A 14,962-nucleotide genomic window follows, 5' to 3' on the forward strand; every position below is an offset into this window, starting at 1 on the left:
CTGTGCCGGAGAGGGTAGGGTGTTGTCGTTGGTGCTGCCGCCGTTAGCTACGTTGCCGCTGACCGGATCGATATTGTCGTTAGCGCCGGTGATAAGCACTTCGCCTGCGCTGGTATCCACCACCAGCGTGAACGGTGCCGAGCGCGGACTTTCGTTGCCCGCCGGATCGGTGGCGCTGAGGGTCAGGCTGTAGGTGCCATCATCCAGCGGCTGGGCAAGGGTAATGCTCCAGGCCCCGGTGTTGCCCACCGTTGCCGTACCGAGCACAGTGTCGCCTGCATAGAGGGTAATGACGTCGCCCGGCGTCGCCGTGCCGTTAAAGGTCGGCAGGTCATCGTTGGTCGGTCTGCCGCTGACGATGGCGCCCGAAACCGGGCCCACGTCGTCCACGACGCTACCGAACGCCGGGGCGGATGGCGGGGTGATATCGATATTGACCGTCGCTTCCGGCGACAGGCCGCTGGTCTGGCCGTCAACGGTGGCGGTGACGCTGAAGCTATGGCTGCCCTCATCCAGGGCGGTTACGATCGGGAACGACCAGGCGCCGGTGGTGGCGTCGGCGGTGACGGTGCCCAGCGGCGTGGTACTGCCGTCGAGATAGATTGTCACCTCGCTGCCCGGGATGGCGGTGCCGGTGAGGGTCGGGGTGGTGTCGTTGGAGCTGCCGCCTTTAACGTTGCCGCCGGTACCGTTGTCATCAACAATCTCGTTGATGACCGGAACGTCCGGCAGCGCTGGCGTGGCCGGAACGTCATACGATCCCGGCTGGCTGGTGTTGCCCGCCACGTCGCTGGCGGTCAGGCTCAGGGTGACCGCGTCGCTTTGCGGCGGGGTCAGGGCGACGGAGAACTGACCCTGGGCGTTGGCGACGCCGGTGCCCAGCACCACGTCATCCGGGCCACGTACCGTCACGGTAGCGCCCGCCTCGGCGGTACCGGTCAGCGGCGTACCGCCGGAAACAATTCCGGTCACCACCGGCACGCCCGGCGCCTGGGTATCAACGATCAGGTTAACCGGCGTGCTTTCGCTGGTGTTACCCGCCGCGTCGCGCGCCACTACGGTGATGGTATGGCTGGCATCGCTCAGCGGGGTGCCTTCCGGCAGCGGCAGCTCCCAACGGCCTTCGGCATCGGTCTGCACCTCGCCTACGGCATTGCCGTCGATAACGATGGTGATGGTGCTGAGCGGTTCCCCGCTGCCGCTCAGGGTCGGAGTAGCGTTTTTCACGTAGAGCGTGCCATCGGCCAGGGTGCTGCCAGAGATCTCAAGCAGCTGTGGGTTACCTGGCGGTTGGGTGTCGATAGTGAAGGCAAAATCGTTGCCCGCACCGCTGACGTTCCCGGCAGCATCCACCGCCGCCACGGTCAGGGTAGTCGGGCCATCCCGCAGTTCCGGAGTGGTGATGCTCCAGCTGCCGTCAGTGACCTGGCTGCGTCCCACCTCCACGCCGTTGCTGTAAAGGATCACGGTGGTGCCGTTTTCGCCGGTACCGGTGACGGTCGGGGTATTGTCGTTGCTGCTGCCGCCCGCCGGGAGGTTGTCATCCACGCTGCTGATAACCGGGATCGCCGGTACTACGCTGTCGACGGTCACGATGATGGTGTTTGAGATCGCCGAGACGTTACCCGCCTCGTCGGTGGCGGTCACGGTGAAGCTGTGCTGCCCCTGGGCCAGCTCGTCATCAGGTCGCCAGCTCCAGTTGCCGTTGATGTCGACCACCGCTTCGCCCACCTGGACGTTGCCCGTGGCGGTCTTGTCGTAGATGCTGATGGTGTCATCTGGCGTGCCCGTGCCGCTCAGTACCGGACGGGTATCGTTAGTGGCGCCGTTGTTGCCAACCGGGCCGGTAATTTCACTGACGTTATCGGTAATAACCGGGGCGGCGGGCTGATCCGGCGCGTCGGTATCGATGGTAATGCTCACCGGCTGCGACGGGGCGCTCTCGTTGCCCGCGCCATCTTTGTTGGTCACGGTCAGGCTGAGATCGTAGGTGCCGTTAGGCAGTCCCTCTGGCGGGGTCCAGCTCCAGCTCCCGTCTGGCTGGACGGTGGTTTCGCCGATTTTGGTGGTGCTGTCGTAGATGGTGACGATTTCGCCTTCCGTACCGGTACCGCTCAGGGTTGGGGTGGTGTCGCGGGTGCTGCCGCCGGAGGTGAGGATCGCTTCCTCGCCGCCTTCAGGATTGACGGTGATCTCCGGTAACGCCGGGGTGTCTGGCGCGAGGGTATCCACCACCAGGTTAAAGCTCTCAGAGGTGGCGGTGTTGCCCAGCGCATCGCTGACGGTGGCGGTAATGGTGTGAGTGCCATTCCCCAGCGGGGCGGTCACTTGCAGGCTCCATTCGCCCTGCGCATTGGTGATGGCAGTGCCCAGCAGCGTGGTGCCTTCATAGAGGGCGATCTGCGCGTTCGCCGGGCCGGTGCCGTAGAACACCGGACGGGTTTCGTCGGTGGGGACGTTGTTGCCCACATCACCCTGCACGCTGCCGGTGTTATCTGCCACCCGGGTAATGACCGGGGCGGCGGGCGCGGTGGTATCAACGGTCAGCGTAAAGGCGTCGGAGGCAGCGCTGTTATTCCCGGCGGTATCTTTTGCCACCACCGTGATGGCGTGCTCCCCATCTTCAAGCGCTGTCGCCGGGGTGAAGTTCCACTCGCCGCCGCTGCCTACCAGCGCGGTGCCCACCTCCACGCCATCCACCAGAATAGTGATGGTCGACCCGGCTTCACCGGTGCCGTAGAGGGTAGGGCGGTTGTCGTTGGTGGCGCTGTTGTTATCGATCACGCCAGCGGAGTCAGGCAGATCGTTGATCACCTGGACGATGGCAGGCGTACCCGGCGCGGTGGCATCGAGAATAATGCTCCAGGTGTTGGACGGGACGCTGCGGTTGCCTTCACTGTCCACCGCTTCCGCCCGCAGGACGTAGCCGCCGTCCGCGCCCAGCGTGACGTTGGTAGACCAGGTGCCGTCTGCGTTGACGTTGGCAGAACCGACCTCCTCGTCGCCGTTATAGATGTAAATGGTGGCGCCCGGCTCACCGGTGCCAGTGATGAGCGGTTGGCGGTCATTGGTGACCTGCCCGTCATTGACCACGCCGGTGATGTCGTCCATGCCATCCACCACGCTTACGATAACCGGCGCCTCGGGCGGGGTGACGTCCGGGGCGGTAACGCTGCTTTCTGGTCCGGTATTGCCCGCGGCATCGGTAGCGGTAACCGCCAGGTTCTCACCGTTCAGCCGCGGGGTGGTGAGAATAATGGTGAAGTTGCCGTCAGCGTCCGCCGGGCCTGCGCCGATCACGTCGTCGCCATCGCGGATGGTCACGGTGCTGCCCGCTTCCGCCTTACCGGTAACGGTGGCTCCGTCCAGGGAGATTTGAAGATCGGTTGGCGCGTCAGGCGGGGTGATATCGCTGATTACGGCGGTCGCTGGCTGGCTCTGGTTTCCGGCGGCATCGGAAGCTACCGCGCGGATGCCATCCCCCACGGCCTGCCCTTCAGTGAGGGTAATGCTGAACTGGCCGCGAGCGTTGGCTGTGGCGCTGCCAATCGGCTCCCCGGACGCGTTGTAGATGGTGACGGTGCTGCCTGGCTCGGCGGTGCCTATGACCTGGGTGCCGTAAGGGATCTGGTCGATGGTCGGCTGGTCCGGAGGCGTACTATCGACAGTAAAAGCAAACGGCTCTGAGGGGGCGCTGGTGTTGCCGGTGAGATCCGTTTCCGTCAGGGTGAGGGAGTGTGGCCCGTCGGCAAGGGGCGTCTCCGGAGTAAAGCTCCAGGTGCCGTCTGCACCGACAACGGTCTCGCCCACGAGCTGGCCGTTATCATAAATCCGGATGGTGCTGCCCGCTTCACCGCTACCGTTCAGGGTCGGGCGGTTGGCATCGGTGGTCTGTCCGGCGGCAATGACCCCCTGTATCGTGCCGGTGGTGTCATTCACCGTCACGCCGGATGGCGCATTCGGCGCGACGGTATCCACGGTAAAGCTGAAGGCCGGGGAGGCCGGTCCGGTGTTGCCCGCGCCGTCGGTGGCCCGGGTGGTGATCTGATGCGTCCCTTCGCCCAGTGCGCTGGCCGGGGTGAAGGTCCAGCTACCGTCGCTGTTGACCGGCGCGGTGCCGATGGCGTTGCCGTTGTCGTAAATCGTGATGGTGGTGCCGGGTTCACCGCTGCCGTTAAAGGTAGGGCGGGCGTCATCGGTGGTCTGGCCGCTGGTGAGCGACCCGGTTACGTTACCCACGTCATCGACCACGCTGGCGACAACTGGCGCTGCGGGTGGGGTGGTATCTGCGGCGGTCACCGGGGTGCCCGGGCCGACGTTGCCTGCGCCGTCGGTTGGCGTGACGGTCAGGGTTTCCCCGTTGGTGTAAGGCTTGCCGAGATCGACGGTGAACTCGCCGTTGCCGTTGGCCTGGCCCCGACCGATGACGTTGCCGTTGGCATCGGTAACGGTGAGGGTGCTGTTGGGTTCGGCGCTCCCGCTAAGCTGGGTGCCATCTGCTGAGAATCGGAGGTTGGCGGGTGCGCCTGGCGGGGTGGTGTCGTTCGGGCTGCCCGGCAGGGTGGGGTTGCCGCCGTTGTCGCTGCCACCGCCATTGTTGCTCCCACCACCGTTGTCGCTGCCCCCGCCGTTATCAATGCCGCCGTCACCGTCGCCATTACTTCCGCCACCACCACCGCCGCCACCGCCACCAGCGGCCAGCGCAATGCCCCCTGCGACCGCCACTCCGCCCAGTGCCCACGGCCAGATCGCCGCTTCGCCCGCGGAGGCGGTTGTGGTTCCTGCCAGCAGGGCATCAATGGAGGCTATCGACTGGTATTGCTCTGCTGCCATCGGGTCAGCAATCCACCACAGCGCACCGTTGTCCTCTTCCAGCACCAGTTGGCTGATACCGTTATCGCCGCTGACGAAGAAGTTTTTAACGGTAATGGTTTCGCCGTCGGTCAGCTTAACGATCAGGTCATTCCCGCTGCGGTTGTACTCGAGAATGTCGGCCCGATCAGCGTTGATTTTTACAATGGAGGAATCATTCAGCGTCACCTGAGACCCGTCTGTTACTGATTCAACGTGCGTCAGTTTGGAGATGACAGTGATTTTACTCATGTGTATTACTCCCGGCAGAGTGCAGAGAAATGGCGTGCAGTTTTTACCATTTCTTTTCAGCAGATTAAGCGCCACCCAAAGGGGAATTGTTTATTTCAAACAATGACCTTGGGTAATTATTTAAAAGTGATTAAAAGCTGCCGATATAGCGATGGTGGCAGCGACATTTAGCCTTTGTTACTCAAGAGATAATGCGGTTGGGAATATATTTTAGGTGGTAAAATCCTTGTCTTTAATAATGGTAAGAATTTGTGATTGACTGAATTTGATATAGCCAGAAAGTACCAGAAGTGCAAATTAAGCGTGAGTTAATAGTTGGTTAGCCTTATTTAAAATATCGCTTTCTGCGGGGTGAAAATATCGGGATCAGGCGTGGTGCGGCTTGCGGGCGGTGGTTAAACGAGGCGCAAGTGCGGGTTTTTGTTTTTAATTTAATAAGATAGGGGTATTTGGCGAAGGGGTGTTTTTTTATGGGGGTATTTTAGTGTGGCTGTGTAAATAATTAAGCGGGAGTAAAGGTGATATTCAATATGATATATTTGAAGGGATATTTAATATTGCCGGATGTGGGTTGAATTAATAAAGAGTTGTGCTATTTAGATGAGCGTATAAGTTAAGGCAACCAGGTTATTTGGTAGAAATGTTATTAGGGTGGGAGAGGTCACATTATTTTCTTTTTGTGGGGGGAGTATATGTGGCGAAGGTAGAGGTTACGTTCACCTTACTTTCTCTGCTTTTCTGTAAACCACGTCACCAGTGAACGTGTTAAGGGGGCTATCGCCGCCCCCTTAACAATCCCGGCTCCCGGCAAGAAAATCGCCGCTTCGCGGTGCCTTCGGCTTATTCCCTTCGGCTATCGGGTCGGGCGTGATCCTACATCCATGTAGGTCACGCCCTCTCGGCGCATCCTTGCGCCTCGCCCCGGCCTGCGGTCAACGCCTCAGCGATTTTCAGCCGGACACGGTAGTCGCTGTAAGCTATTTATTTTATTTGACTTTTTCATTGCTGTTGTCGTTTTTGGGTTTTTGGTTTTGTAGGCCGGGTTAGGCGTAGCCGCCACCCGGCGGGGTTGAGTTAACCGGTGATAATATGATTCTGGTTCACCAGCTCCTCGTAGGTGGTCTGCACGTTATCAAGCGTCACCAGCGTGGCCGGGGCAAAGCTGGTGCCTGCACCATCCCGGTCGAGCGTGATTGTCGTGCCGCCATCGCTGTTGCTGGTGACATGGAGATAATCACCCAGCGTGTTGCCATCGCCATTCCAGCCCACCAGCAGCTGGCTGATGTCGATTTTGTCGCCCTGCGCCAGCGAGAAGTTGCTGACGTGGTCTCCGCCATTATCGCTGAGCACGTTGTAAATCAGCGTCTCGCCCGTGGTGCTGGCGCTCAGGGTGCTCACCATCGGCTCCTCGCTCTGGGCAAACGCCGCGGTTGCCACTGATGTCGTCGGTGGGTTCGGGGCCAGCGGGTCGACGTTAATCGTCCAGGTTTCAGAGATCAGGCTGTGATTGCCGCGGCGGTCAACCGCATCGGCGGTCAGGGAGTGGAGCCCATCGGTCAGACTGGCGGGCACCTGGAACGACCAGTTACCCGCTGAATCGACCTCCGTAAAGCCGATCTGCATCTGCTCGCTGTAGACATAAATTTTGGTGCCGATCTCACCGGTGCCGGAGATGAGCGGCGTGCGATCGTCGCTTAACGAGCCGCTCGCGATGGTGCCGATGGTATCCGGTACGTTATCCACCACGTTGGTGATGAGCGGTGTGGCCGGTGGGGTCGTGTCGTCGGCTTCTACCGTACTGGGGGCGCTGGTGTTGCCCGCCTTATCGGTGGCGGTAAGACTCATGATCTCCCCGTTCAGCTTGGCGGTGGGCAGCGTGAAGGAGAAGCTACCCGATTCGCCGACAGTCAGCTCGCCGAGTTTAGTGGTCCCTTCCATGACGACCACGGTGCTGCCCACTTCCGCCGTGCCGGTGAGCGCCAGGCCATTGTCGGAGACATCCAGCCCTGCAGGTGGCGCCGGTGGCGTGGAGTCAAGGGCGGTGGCCTGCGCCGGCTGGCTCTGGTTTTGGGCGGTATCGAAGGCATAGACCGTCAGCACCTCGCCGTTGAGCTGGTTCGGGGCGATATTGACGGTGAATTTGCCGTCAGCGCCCACGGTGCCGGTACCTATCTCCTGGCCCGTGGCATCGCGTACCGAGATACGGGCATCCACTTCCGCTTCACCGCTCACGCTGTCACCCGTCGCGGCGACGGTGAGGGCTGTCGGTGCCGCTGGCGGGGTGATGTCCGGCACAGGCAGCGAAGAGGCCGGACCTTCGTTACCCGCCCGGTCAGTAGCCACGGCGCTCAGGGTTTCGCCATTGGTCTGCGGGGTGGTCAGGGTCAGCGAAAATGCCCCGTTGACGTCCGCGATGGCCTCACCCAGGCTGTCACCCACGTCGTTGGTGACCGTAACCGTCGAGTTGGGCTCGGCGCTACCGGTGAGGATAGTGCCAGTGGCATTGATGGCGAGGCCACTCGGCGCGGCAGGCGGCGTGCGGTCGACGGTAAATTCAAACGGCGTGGAAGAGGGGCTCAGATTGCCCGCAACATCCGTCTCCGTCAGGGTAAAGGTCTGTAGCCCTTCCGTCAGCGGCTCGGCAAGCTGGTAGCTCCAGGAGCCGTTGTCCGCGACGATGATCTCCGCCACCAGCAGATCGTTGTGGTAGAGGGTAATGGTGCTGCCGGGATCGCCCGTGCCGCTCAGCACCGGTTGGTTGTCATCGGTAAACCCTCCGGAGGTGATGAATCCCTGGATGTTGCCCACCTCATCCATCACCTGTAGCACCGGCGCATTCGGAGCGATGGTATCGATGGTGAGGTTGAACGCGGGAGAGTCCGGGCTGGTATTGCCTGCCGGGTCGGTGGCGCTGGCGGTGATCTGATGCAAGCCGTTAGCGAGATCGGCGGTTGGGGTAAACGTCCAGCTACCGTCACTGTTCACTACCGTGCTGCCGATGTTCTTCCCGTTATCATACACCGTGATGGTCGAACCGGCCTCGCCGCTGCCGCTAAAGACCGGGCGCGGATCGTCGGTGGTCTGATCGCTGTTCAGCGCCCCGGTCAGGCTGCCGGCATTGTCGTCAGCGATAATAATCATGGGCGCATCTGGCGGGGTGGTATCCGCAGCGGTAAGGCTGGTGGGCGGGCTGACGTTGCCGGAGCTGTCGGCGGCTGTGGCCGTCAGGGTCTCGCCGTTGGTGTAGGGCACCCCCAGCTCGACGGTAAATTCGCCATTGCCGTTGGCTTTGGCTTTGCCCACCACGTTACCGCTGGCATCGGTGATGGTTACCATGCTGTTGGCTTCGGCGCTGCCGAGCAGCTGGGTGTTACCGTTGGCGAAATGCAGGTTAGTGGGCGCGTCGGGCGGCGTGGTATCCTGCGCTACCGGACCCGGATCGATGCGATCGTCACCGCCCCCACCGCCGCCGCCCCCACCGCCTGCTGCCAGCGCAATGCCCCCCGCTGCGGCCACGCCACCCAGCACCCACGGCCAGATAGGGGTATCGCCCGATGAGCTGCTGACGTTACCGGCAATCAACGCGTCGGTTGACGGGATCGACTGGTAACGCTCAACCGCCAGTGGATCTTCAATCCACCACAGCGCGCCGTTTTCATTCAGTACCAGCTGATGATCGTTGACGTAGTAGTACTTCAGCGTCACGGTTTCGCCGTTGGTCATCCTGACCAGCAAATCGTTATTGCTGCGGGAATAACTGGCAATATCGCCCCTGCCTGCATCGAGCTTAACAACGGAATCCTCGCCCAGAATGATCTGGTTACCTTCTGCGACTGTTTGTTGATGCGTCAGTCTGGAGATAACAGTGAATTTACTCATTTGTATGACTCCCAACAGAGTGTAATGAATGCTGTGTGTAAAAATCGTTTTTCTTTCAGCAGATTTTAAGCGTCCCGAAGGAGACACTATTTGTCAGAAATAATGTCCTGCTGTAATAGTTTTTCTGCGACTTTGTTGTTTTTGCGCAGGCGTGATGATTGCCATCCCTGTCATTTATATTGCTGGCTTTTTATAAGTGCATTAAAGGATATAGTCAGAAAGAACCAAAAGCGCAAATGACGAAGCGGTGAAATAAAGCATAGCCGATTGCTAAACTGCGCTGAAATCCAATTAACAAGCGAGTAATTGCCAGTTTCATTGCTTAACTTGCTGTTTTATTGCGGTTTTATTATGTTTTGTTGACTTGTGTTAGTGCAGGTAATGAATCGGAGAATGCGAGAGATCACAAATTTCAGTGCTCGATTAGCTTTTTTGTTTATTAAATGTGAGGGCGCGATAACACTCTGTTCATGCTATTTTCGCAACGGGTAATAGAAGCGTTACTGAATTTTTGAATAATACAAAGGCATGATTTTTTCTCTATTGGATAACGCCTTTCAGGAAATGCTCTAGGACATTCGTACTATTTTTTAAGCAATTATTATTTTCTGAAAGGCAGTATAGAACAGGCGGGGTTTTTTACCGGAGCAATTATTAATAAATATTATTGCCTCAGGTCAAAAATTTACTGACGCCGCATCGCCTGGATCTCAATGGCAATGGCGATGCGATCGTCCACCACCAGCGCAAAGCGATCCATCTTATATGCGGAACGGGAGATGGCGGTGGTGGCATGCAGCGCGATCGCCTCGTCCGGCAGACGATCGAGCGTGGCTTCGAGGATCACCGGGCGGCTAAGATCGCGGACGGTGAGAGTGCCGAACGCGCGGTAATGATCGTCCTTAACCTTCACCACCCGGGTGCTGGTAAAGGTGATCGTCGGGTAGCGGGCGGCGTCAAAGAACATATCGCTTTTCAACTGCCAGGTGAGCAGATTATTGGAGGCCTGAAGCGTAGCGACCGGCACCGACACCCGGATGCGATCGTCAAATTCATTGTCCGGGTTCAGCGTGACCGTCCCCGTCACCCCCTGGAGATGCGCCCAGGAGGGTATGCCGCCGAAGGCGCGCCACAACAGCTTGATGGCGGTCTTCTGCGTGTCGATGGCATAGACAACGGGGGCGGCGTAAAGCGACGGGCAAACGAGCGTGAAGACCAGCAGAAAAATGCGGCGCAGCATTAGGGGCTCTCCCTTTCACAGGTTGCAAGTTAACGCATCAGCGCGCAGGCTTGTTTGGTGTAAGAGGGGTGTTGCCCTGCGTGAGAATAAGCGTAGAAACAGGGAAGCGCATCAGCAAGGGTTAGCAGGATCCTTCCCCGCATCGCGGGTAAAAGAGCGAACCGGCTTGCCAGATACCCGGGGCAATCTGAATATCTTAACGGAGGGGTTATGTCGTTCCTTGAAGAACTGGATGCAAAAGTCAAAGCCCAGAGCGGGCTTATCGTCTCGTGTCAGCCGGTACCGCACAGCCCGCTGGATAAGCCGGAGATTGTCGCGGCCATGGCGCTGGCGGCGGAGCAGGCGGGAGCCGTAGCGCTGCGCATTGAAGGTATTAAAAACCTGCGGGCGGTGCGTGCCGTGGTGAGCGTGCCGATAATTGGCATTGTGAAACGCGATCTGCCCGACTCTCCGGTACGCATTACGCCCTGGCTGGAGGATGTGGATGTTCTGGCAGAAGCAGGGGCCAGCATTATTGCTTTTGACGGTACGCAGCGCCCGCGCCCGGTACCGATTGACGCTCTGCTTGCCCGCATCCGTCACCATCAACTGACGGCAATGGCAGACTGCTCCTCGCAGGAGGACGGGCTGTATTGCTACCAGCTTGGGGTTGAGCTGATTGGCACCACGCTGTCGGGCTACACCTCAGAGGTGACGCCCACGGCCCCGGATCTGGCGCTGGTATCGAGCCTGAGTCAGGCCGGGTGCCGGGTGGTAGCCGAGGGGCGTTACAATTCACCGGAACTGGCGGCGCAGGCCATTGAGCATGGGGCATGGGCCGTGACGGTCGGTTCCGCCATCACCCGGCTGGAGCATATCTGTCAGTGGTATCGGGACGCATTACAGAGGGCGTCAGAATGAGCCCAAACGGCATTATCGCGCGCTGACTGATCTTCACATCACGCTTCATCTTCATGATTTGTCAGGCGTGCCCCGCGCGGACAGTATCCCATCTTCAAGCCGGGCCATTTTCATCTTCCGAGTACAAGTCTTATCGTCGCGAGGCTATTTTTCCCGTCATAGCTACGCTTTACCATCACATTATTGCGACACACACGATAAACGACGGAGAGATTATGAAAGCCATTGCCATTACCCGTTCTGCCCCTGACAACATCGCGTTCCTGCAGGATATCGAATTGCCGCAGCCGCAAGCGACAGGACACGATCTGCTGATTGAAGTGAAAGCCATCTCCGTAAACCCGGTAGATACCAAGGTCCGCGCCGGTTTTACCGGCGATACGCCGCGCGTTCTCGGCTGGGATGCTGTTGGCGTGGTGGCAGCGGTGGGCGAGGCGGTAACGCTTTTCGCGCCCGGGGATGAAGTCTGGTATGCCGGTGCGCTGGGACGGCCGGGCAGCAACAGCGAGTTTCAGCTGGTGGACGAGCGCATTGTCGCCCTGAAGCCCAAAACCCTGGATAACGCCTCCGCTGCCGCGATGCCGTTAACGGCTATTACCGCATGGGAGATGTTGTTCGATCGCCTGGGCATTCAGGAGCAGGGTAATGAAGGCGACACGCTGCTGGTTGTCGGCGCGGCGGGCGGGGTGGGGTCCATCCTGGTGCAGCTGGCGCGCAAGCTGACGAAAATGACTGTGGTAGGTACGGCGTCACGCCCGGAAAGCCAGCAGTGGGTGCGGGAAGCGGGGGCGCATCACGTTATCGATCACAGCAAACCGCTGTCGGAAGAATTAGCCGCCGCGGGCATCAAAGAGGTCACTCATGTCGCCAGCCTGACCCACACCGCAGCGCACTATGAAGAGATTATTAAGGCCCTGGCACCGCAGGGCAAACTGGCGCTGATCGACGATCCCGAGACGCTGGACGCCCGCCCACTGAAGGCGAAGAGCATCTCCCTGCACTGGGAGTTTAAGTTCACACGATCCATGTTTGAAACCGCCGATATGATTGCCCAGCACCAGTTGCTGACCCGCGTGGCAAATCTCATTGACGAGCAGGTGCTTACCACGACGCTGGGTGAGCATTACGGCACGATTACGGCGGAGAATGTGCAGAAAGCCCATGCGCAGCTCGAGACCGGGCGTGCGGTCGGGAAGATTGTGCTGGAGGGGTTCTGAGATGGCCTCCTCTGACATCATCTCGCTTATAGCGGTTCTGAAGGCGAAGCCCGGCAAACGTGACGCGCTGAAGACGGCCTTACAGGCGCTGCTGCTGCCGACCCGTCAGGAGCCGGGCAACGTTGAGTATCAGCTGTTTCAGCTGCGCGACACGCCGGACTGTTTTTACGTCCGGGAAGCCTGGCGAGGCCAGGAGGCATTAGAGGCTCACATTGCGCTGCCCCATTTCCAGGCCTTTATCTTGCAGATGGATGAGTTGCTGGCGGAGCCGCTGCGGCTGGACTACCTGACGGCGGTAGAGCCTTAAGGATTCTGTTGAGGGACGCAGGGAAGGTTGGAGTACTGGAATAGAGGGACAGTAGTAACAAAAAAGCCCGCATTGCGGGCTTTCAGGACTTTGTATCAGGCTCTGGTGACCGTTAACAAAGAATTTTGGTGGGCTGGCGGAGTCTGAATTGGTTGCGTAACTTGTTGTTTAATAGTTTGTAATCTTTAATTCAATTTTCAACTTGGTCCCATTGTTGGTCCTAAAAGAAAATGTCAGGTTTTTTGCAGGGGAGGGGAGGGGAGGGGAGGTTACAGTAGAAGTCTCTTCGTCTGTGAGATTAGCATTTTGCTTTCCTTTAGTCTGCTCTGTATTTAAGCGTTTATTTCACATTAGTTTTTAGCAAGCCGGTAGAGCGCCTTGCTTGCAGAATATCCACTATGGAAATATACGGGGTTTGTTCTTGCCACGAAAATCCCTTTCGGTCGATACGGACAAGCCCGTATTTTTCGACAAGAAAGTTCACCGCATCGCTGAGCGATACTCCAGCATCAATATGTTCTCGTATGGCGGTTTCATTACTGAACGGTGTGTCATTCAACGTCAGGCCATATTGCTGCGATAAAAGATGAGTTAGCAGCCGTTGCCAGGTTTCAACGGGTGACAGATTGGGCTGAGTCGCCCGTGTCGGGTGTGATGATAAGGTTTGCATGATGTTTGCTCTATGAGTTTAAGAGATAAGCTTAGAGTTAATGGGGTTCAGGCTGGCCGGGATAAATAGCGATGTAGACATAGCCACAGGAGCCGAGTGTGTCAGCTTCGCAAGTCAGTCCATTGTGGTATAGCGTGATGCAGTGCTGATGCAGGTGAGAGAGTTCTCCGCTGGTGAGCATCAACTCCAGTTGTTTGAGTATCAACGGAAAGGCCTGGTCGAGGCGCAATGCATCGTTGTCGCTGAAAGTACCGTTGAATCCGGCCCTGTCAGCGAGAAAATGCACCCGGTTGCCTTCCTGCACCAGACGAGCGCCAAAACAGGGTGTGATTGTGCGCTTTAGTCCCCACTGCTGGCAGGCGGGATTCTCCGGCTTGGTACCGGATTTGGAGTGATTGTTCATTATTGTTCCTGATTAAAGGGAAAGATTAATTGAGAGTGACACTTCGAAGAATGACATAGGGACCATTGCGGCCCTGACGGCGTTCAGCAAATACGGCCAGAACGCCGCGTATATCTTCCACCTCGCGGCCAGCATAATGGCAGATACTGCCTGACCATTTATATTTTCCTGTACTGAAGCGAAACAGCCGGGAGCCTGGATGTTGCCGGTATAGGGTCATTGCCTGGCGTTTACTGATGATTTTCATATCCAGCCTCGCTCCGCGAACGACACAATGCCCTCTGAGCCGATGACCAGATGATCGAGCGTGTTCACATCAACCAGTGCTAACGCTTCTTTAAGCCTGCCCGTAATGTTGCGGTCACATTGACTGGGCTCCGGATCACCGGATGGATGGTTATGCGCCAGCACGGCAGCTGCAGCATTTAAGCGAAGCGCTGACTTCACTACTTCGCGGGGATGGACCTGGACATGATTAACTGAACCGGCAAACAGCGTTTCGCTCTCCAGTAAACGATGCTGATTATCAAGATAGAGCACCATAAACACTTCCCGTTCTTGTCCTGCCAGCTGTAACCGAAGCCAGTCACGGGCAGCAGTGCTTGAGGTAAAAGATATGCCGGGCTGGCGCAGATATTTATCCAGCAGATTGATAGCCCGGCGAATGGTCCGTTGGGCATAGGGTGTCAATCCGGAAGTCGCGGGAAGCAGGCAACCATGTTGAGCCATAACCGCCAGCGGAAAGAGTTCAGGCTGTGATGACAATGGGGATAACGCGGTACTCATGCTTGACTCTCCTCAGTCGATGAGATGCATAATTGAGTTGCACTCTGGATGGTTCAGCGCGAAGTCGCGTAAGCGATAATAGTGCTCAGTCATTGCATCACACTCGGTGCGACAGGCGTGGTGACTGTATGTCATCAGACAGGCGACTATTCCAGCTGCTTCACTGGTGAGTTCTGCTCCATTGCCGTTCATGCTGTTAAACAATGCCCACTTTTCATCATCCTCCGACTCAGGATACATAAAAGCGCCTCCGTTGCTGAGCGTCGAAAAGTTCCAGATACCGCCGTGATAGTCAGTGCACAGGCGGTCCATCCAGGCAAAGATTCGGGGCTCAAGGGTTATCCATTGTGGGATGGAGCCAAAGTGCTGTGGCCAGAAGCCGATGCGTAACTCGTCAGGGACCACCGAGGCAGTAATTGCTGCCTGCTCAGCGAACTCAGGGTTGTGTGTATCCATT

10 protein-coding genes and 1 pseudogene are annotated in these 14,962 nt (G+C 58.2%); 3 read left to right on the forward strand and 8 right to left on the reverse strand.

Annotated features, from left to right (window positions below; translation table 11 throughout):
• Nucleotides 1-171: 171 nt before the first annotated feature.
• The 3 genes and pseudogenes from DVA43_RS23870 to DVA43_RS23880 form a co-directional block, all read right to left on the reverse strand.
• Nucleotides 172-5,103 (reverse strand): annotated as a pseudogene (locus tag DVA43_RS23870) (Ig-like domain-containing protein); the annotation flags it as partial.
• A gap of 1,074 nt (nucleotides 5,104-6,177) precedes the next feature.
• Entirely contained in the window at nucleotides 6,178-8,982 is a 2,805-nt protein-coding gene (locus DVA43_RS23875; protein ID WP_114316978.1) for an Ig-like domain-containing protein, read from the reverse strand.
• Between the two features lie 685 nt (nucleotides 8,983-9,667).
• Nucleotides 9,668-10,222 (reverse strand): YceI family protein, encoded by a 555-nt coding sequence (locus tag DVA43_RS23880; protein WP_114316979.1) that lies wholly within the window; start codon nucleotides 10,220-10,222, stop codon nucleotides 9,668-9,670.
• Between the two features lie 210 nt (nucleotides 10,223-10,432).
• Here DVA43_RS23880 and DVA43_RS23885 point away from each other — a divergent pair, with 210 nt between their 5' ends.
• The 3 genes from DVA43_RS23885 to DVA43_RS23895 all read left to right on the forward strand — a co-directional run bounded on the left by DVA43_RS23885 (nucleotide 10,433) and on the right by DVA43_RS23895 (nucleotide 12,646).
• A complete protein-coding gene (locus tag DVA43_RS23885) occupies nucleotides 10,433-11,122 on the forward strand; it encodes an N-acetylmannosamine-6-phosphate 2-epimerase (protein ID WP_114316980.1) in 690 nt (229 codons plus the stop codon).
• A gap of 215 nt (nucleotides 11,123-11,337) precedes the next feature.
• A complete protein-coding gene (locus tag DVA43_RS23890) occupies nucleotides 11,338-12,339 on the forward strand; it encodes a zinc-binding alcohol dehydrogenase family protein (RefSeq protein ID WP_114316981.1) in 1,002 nt (333 codons plus the stop codon).
• A 16-nt stretch (nucleotides 12,340-12,355) separates the two neighbouring features.
• Nucleotides 12,356-12,646: a putative quinol monooxygenase gene (locus DVA43_RS23895; RefSeq protein ID WP_168194696.1), complete on the forward strand. Its 291-nt coding sequence runs from the start codon at nucleotides 12,356-12,358 to the stop codon at nucleotides 12,644-12,646.
• A gap of 340 nt (nucleotides 12,647-12,986) precedes the next feature.
• Here the strand turns inward: DVA43_RS23895 and DVA43_RS23900 are convergent, their stop codons facing one another.
• From DVA43_RS23900 to DVA43_RS23920, 5 genes are read right to left on the reverse strand one after another with little or no spacing between them, the layout of a single operon-like run.
• Nucleotides 12,987-13,316 carry a TA system toxin CbtA family protein gene (locus DVA43_RS23900; RefSeq protein ID WP_114316983.1) on the reverse strand — a complete coding sequence of 110 codons (330 nt, stop codon included), beginning with the start codon at nucleotides 13,314-13,316 and terminating at the stop codon, nucleotides 12,987-12,989.
• 37 nt (nucleotides 13,317-13,353) lie between these two features.
• Nucleotides 13,354-13,719 (reverse strand): type IV toxin-antitoxin system YeeU family antitoxin, encoded by a 366-nt coding sequence (locus DVA43_RS23905; RefSeq protein WP_114316984.1) that lies wholly within the window; start codon nucleotides 13,717-13,719, stop codon nucleotides 13,354-13,356.
• A 25-nt stretch (nucleotides 13,720-13,744) separates the two neighbouring features.
• The gene (locus tag DVA43_RS23910) at nucleotides 13,745-13,966 is read right to left on the reverse strand and encodes a DUF987 family protein (RefSeq protein ID WP_072050100.1); all 222 of its coding nucleotides are present in this window, start codon (nucleotides 13,964-13,966) and stop codon (nucleotides 13,745-13,747) included.
• Entirely contained in the window at nucleotides 13,963-14,505 is a 543-nt protein-coding gene (gene radC, locus DVA43_RS23915; protein WP_105455437.1) for a DNA repair protein RadC, read from the reverse strand. Before radC ends, DVA43_RS23910 begins: the two co-directional genes overlap by 4 nt.
• 12 nt (nucleotides 14,506-14,517) lie before the next feature.
• Complete coding sequence (locus DVA43_RS23920; protein ID WP_045413291.1) at nucleotides 14,518-14,961, reverse strand: antirestriction protein; 444 nt, start codon at nucleotides 14,959-14,961, stop codon at nucleotides 14,518-14,520.
• Nucleotide 14,962 lies beyond the last annotated feature (1 nt).

This window comes from Leclercia sp. W6 (genome assembly GCF_003336345.1).
Taxonomy (GTDB): domain Bacteria; phylum Pseudomonadota; class Gammaproteobacteria; order Enterobacterales; family Enterobacteriaceae; genus Enterobacter.

What these genes read in the sequence shown, in the direction of transcription:
- DVA43_RS23875 (WP_114316978.1), bottom strand. Translation starts at nt 8,982, where the DNA reads ATGAGTAAATTCACTGTTATCTCCAGACTGACGCATCAACAAACAGTC.
- DVA43_RS23880 (WP_114316979.1), bottom strand. Translation starts at nt 10,222, where the DNA reads ATGCTGCGCCGCATTTTTCTGCTGGTCTTCACGCTCGTTTGCCCGTCG.
- DVA43_RS23885 (WP_114316980.1), top strand. Translation starts at nt 10,433, where the DNA reads ATGTCGTTCCTTGAAGAACTGGATGCAAAAGTCAAAGCCCAGAGCGGG.
- DVA43_RS23890 (WP_114316981.1), top strand. Translation starts at nt 11,338, where the DNA reads ATGAAAGCCATTGCCATTACCCGTTCTGCCCCTGACAACATCGCGTTC.
- DVA43_RS23900 (WP_114316983.1), bottom strand. Translation starts at nt 13,316, where the DNA reads ATGCAAACCTTATCATCACACCCGACACGGGCGACTCAGCCCAATCTG.
- DVA43_RS23905 (WP_114316984.1), bottom strand. Translation starts at nt 13,719, where the DNA reads ATGAACAATCACTCCAAATCCGGTACCAAGCCGGAGAATCCCGCCTGC.
- DVA43_RS23910 (WP_072050100.1), bottom strand. Translation starts at nt 13,966, where the DNA reads ATGAAAATCATCAGTAAACGCCAGGCAATGACCCTATACCGGCAACAT.
- radC (WP_105455437.1), bottom strand. Translation starts at nt 14,505, where the DNA reads ATGAGTACCGCGTTATCCCCATTGTCATCACAGCCTGAACTCTTTCCG.
- DVA43_RS23920 (WP_045413291.1), bottom strand. Translation starts at nt 14,961, where the DNA reads ATGGATACACACAACCCTGAGTTCGCTGAGCAGGCAGCAATTACTGCC.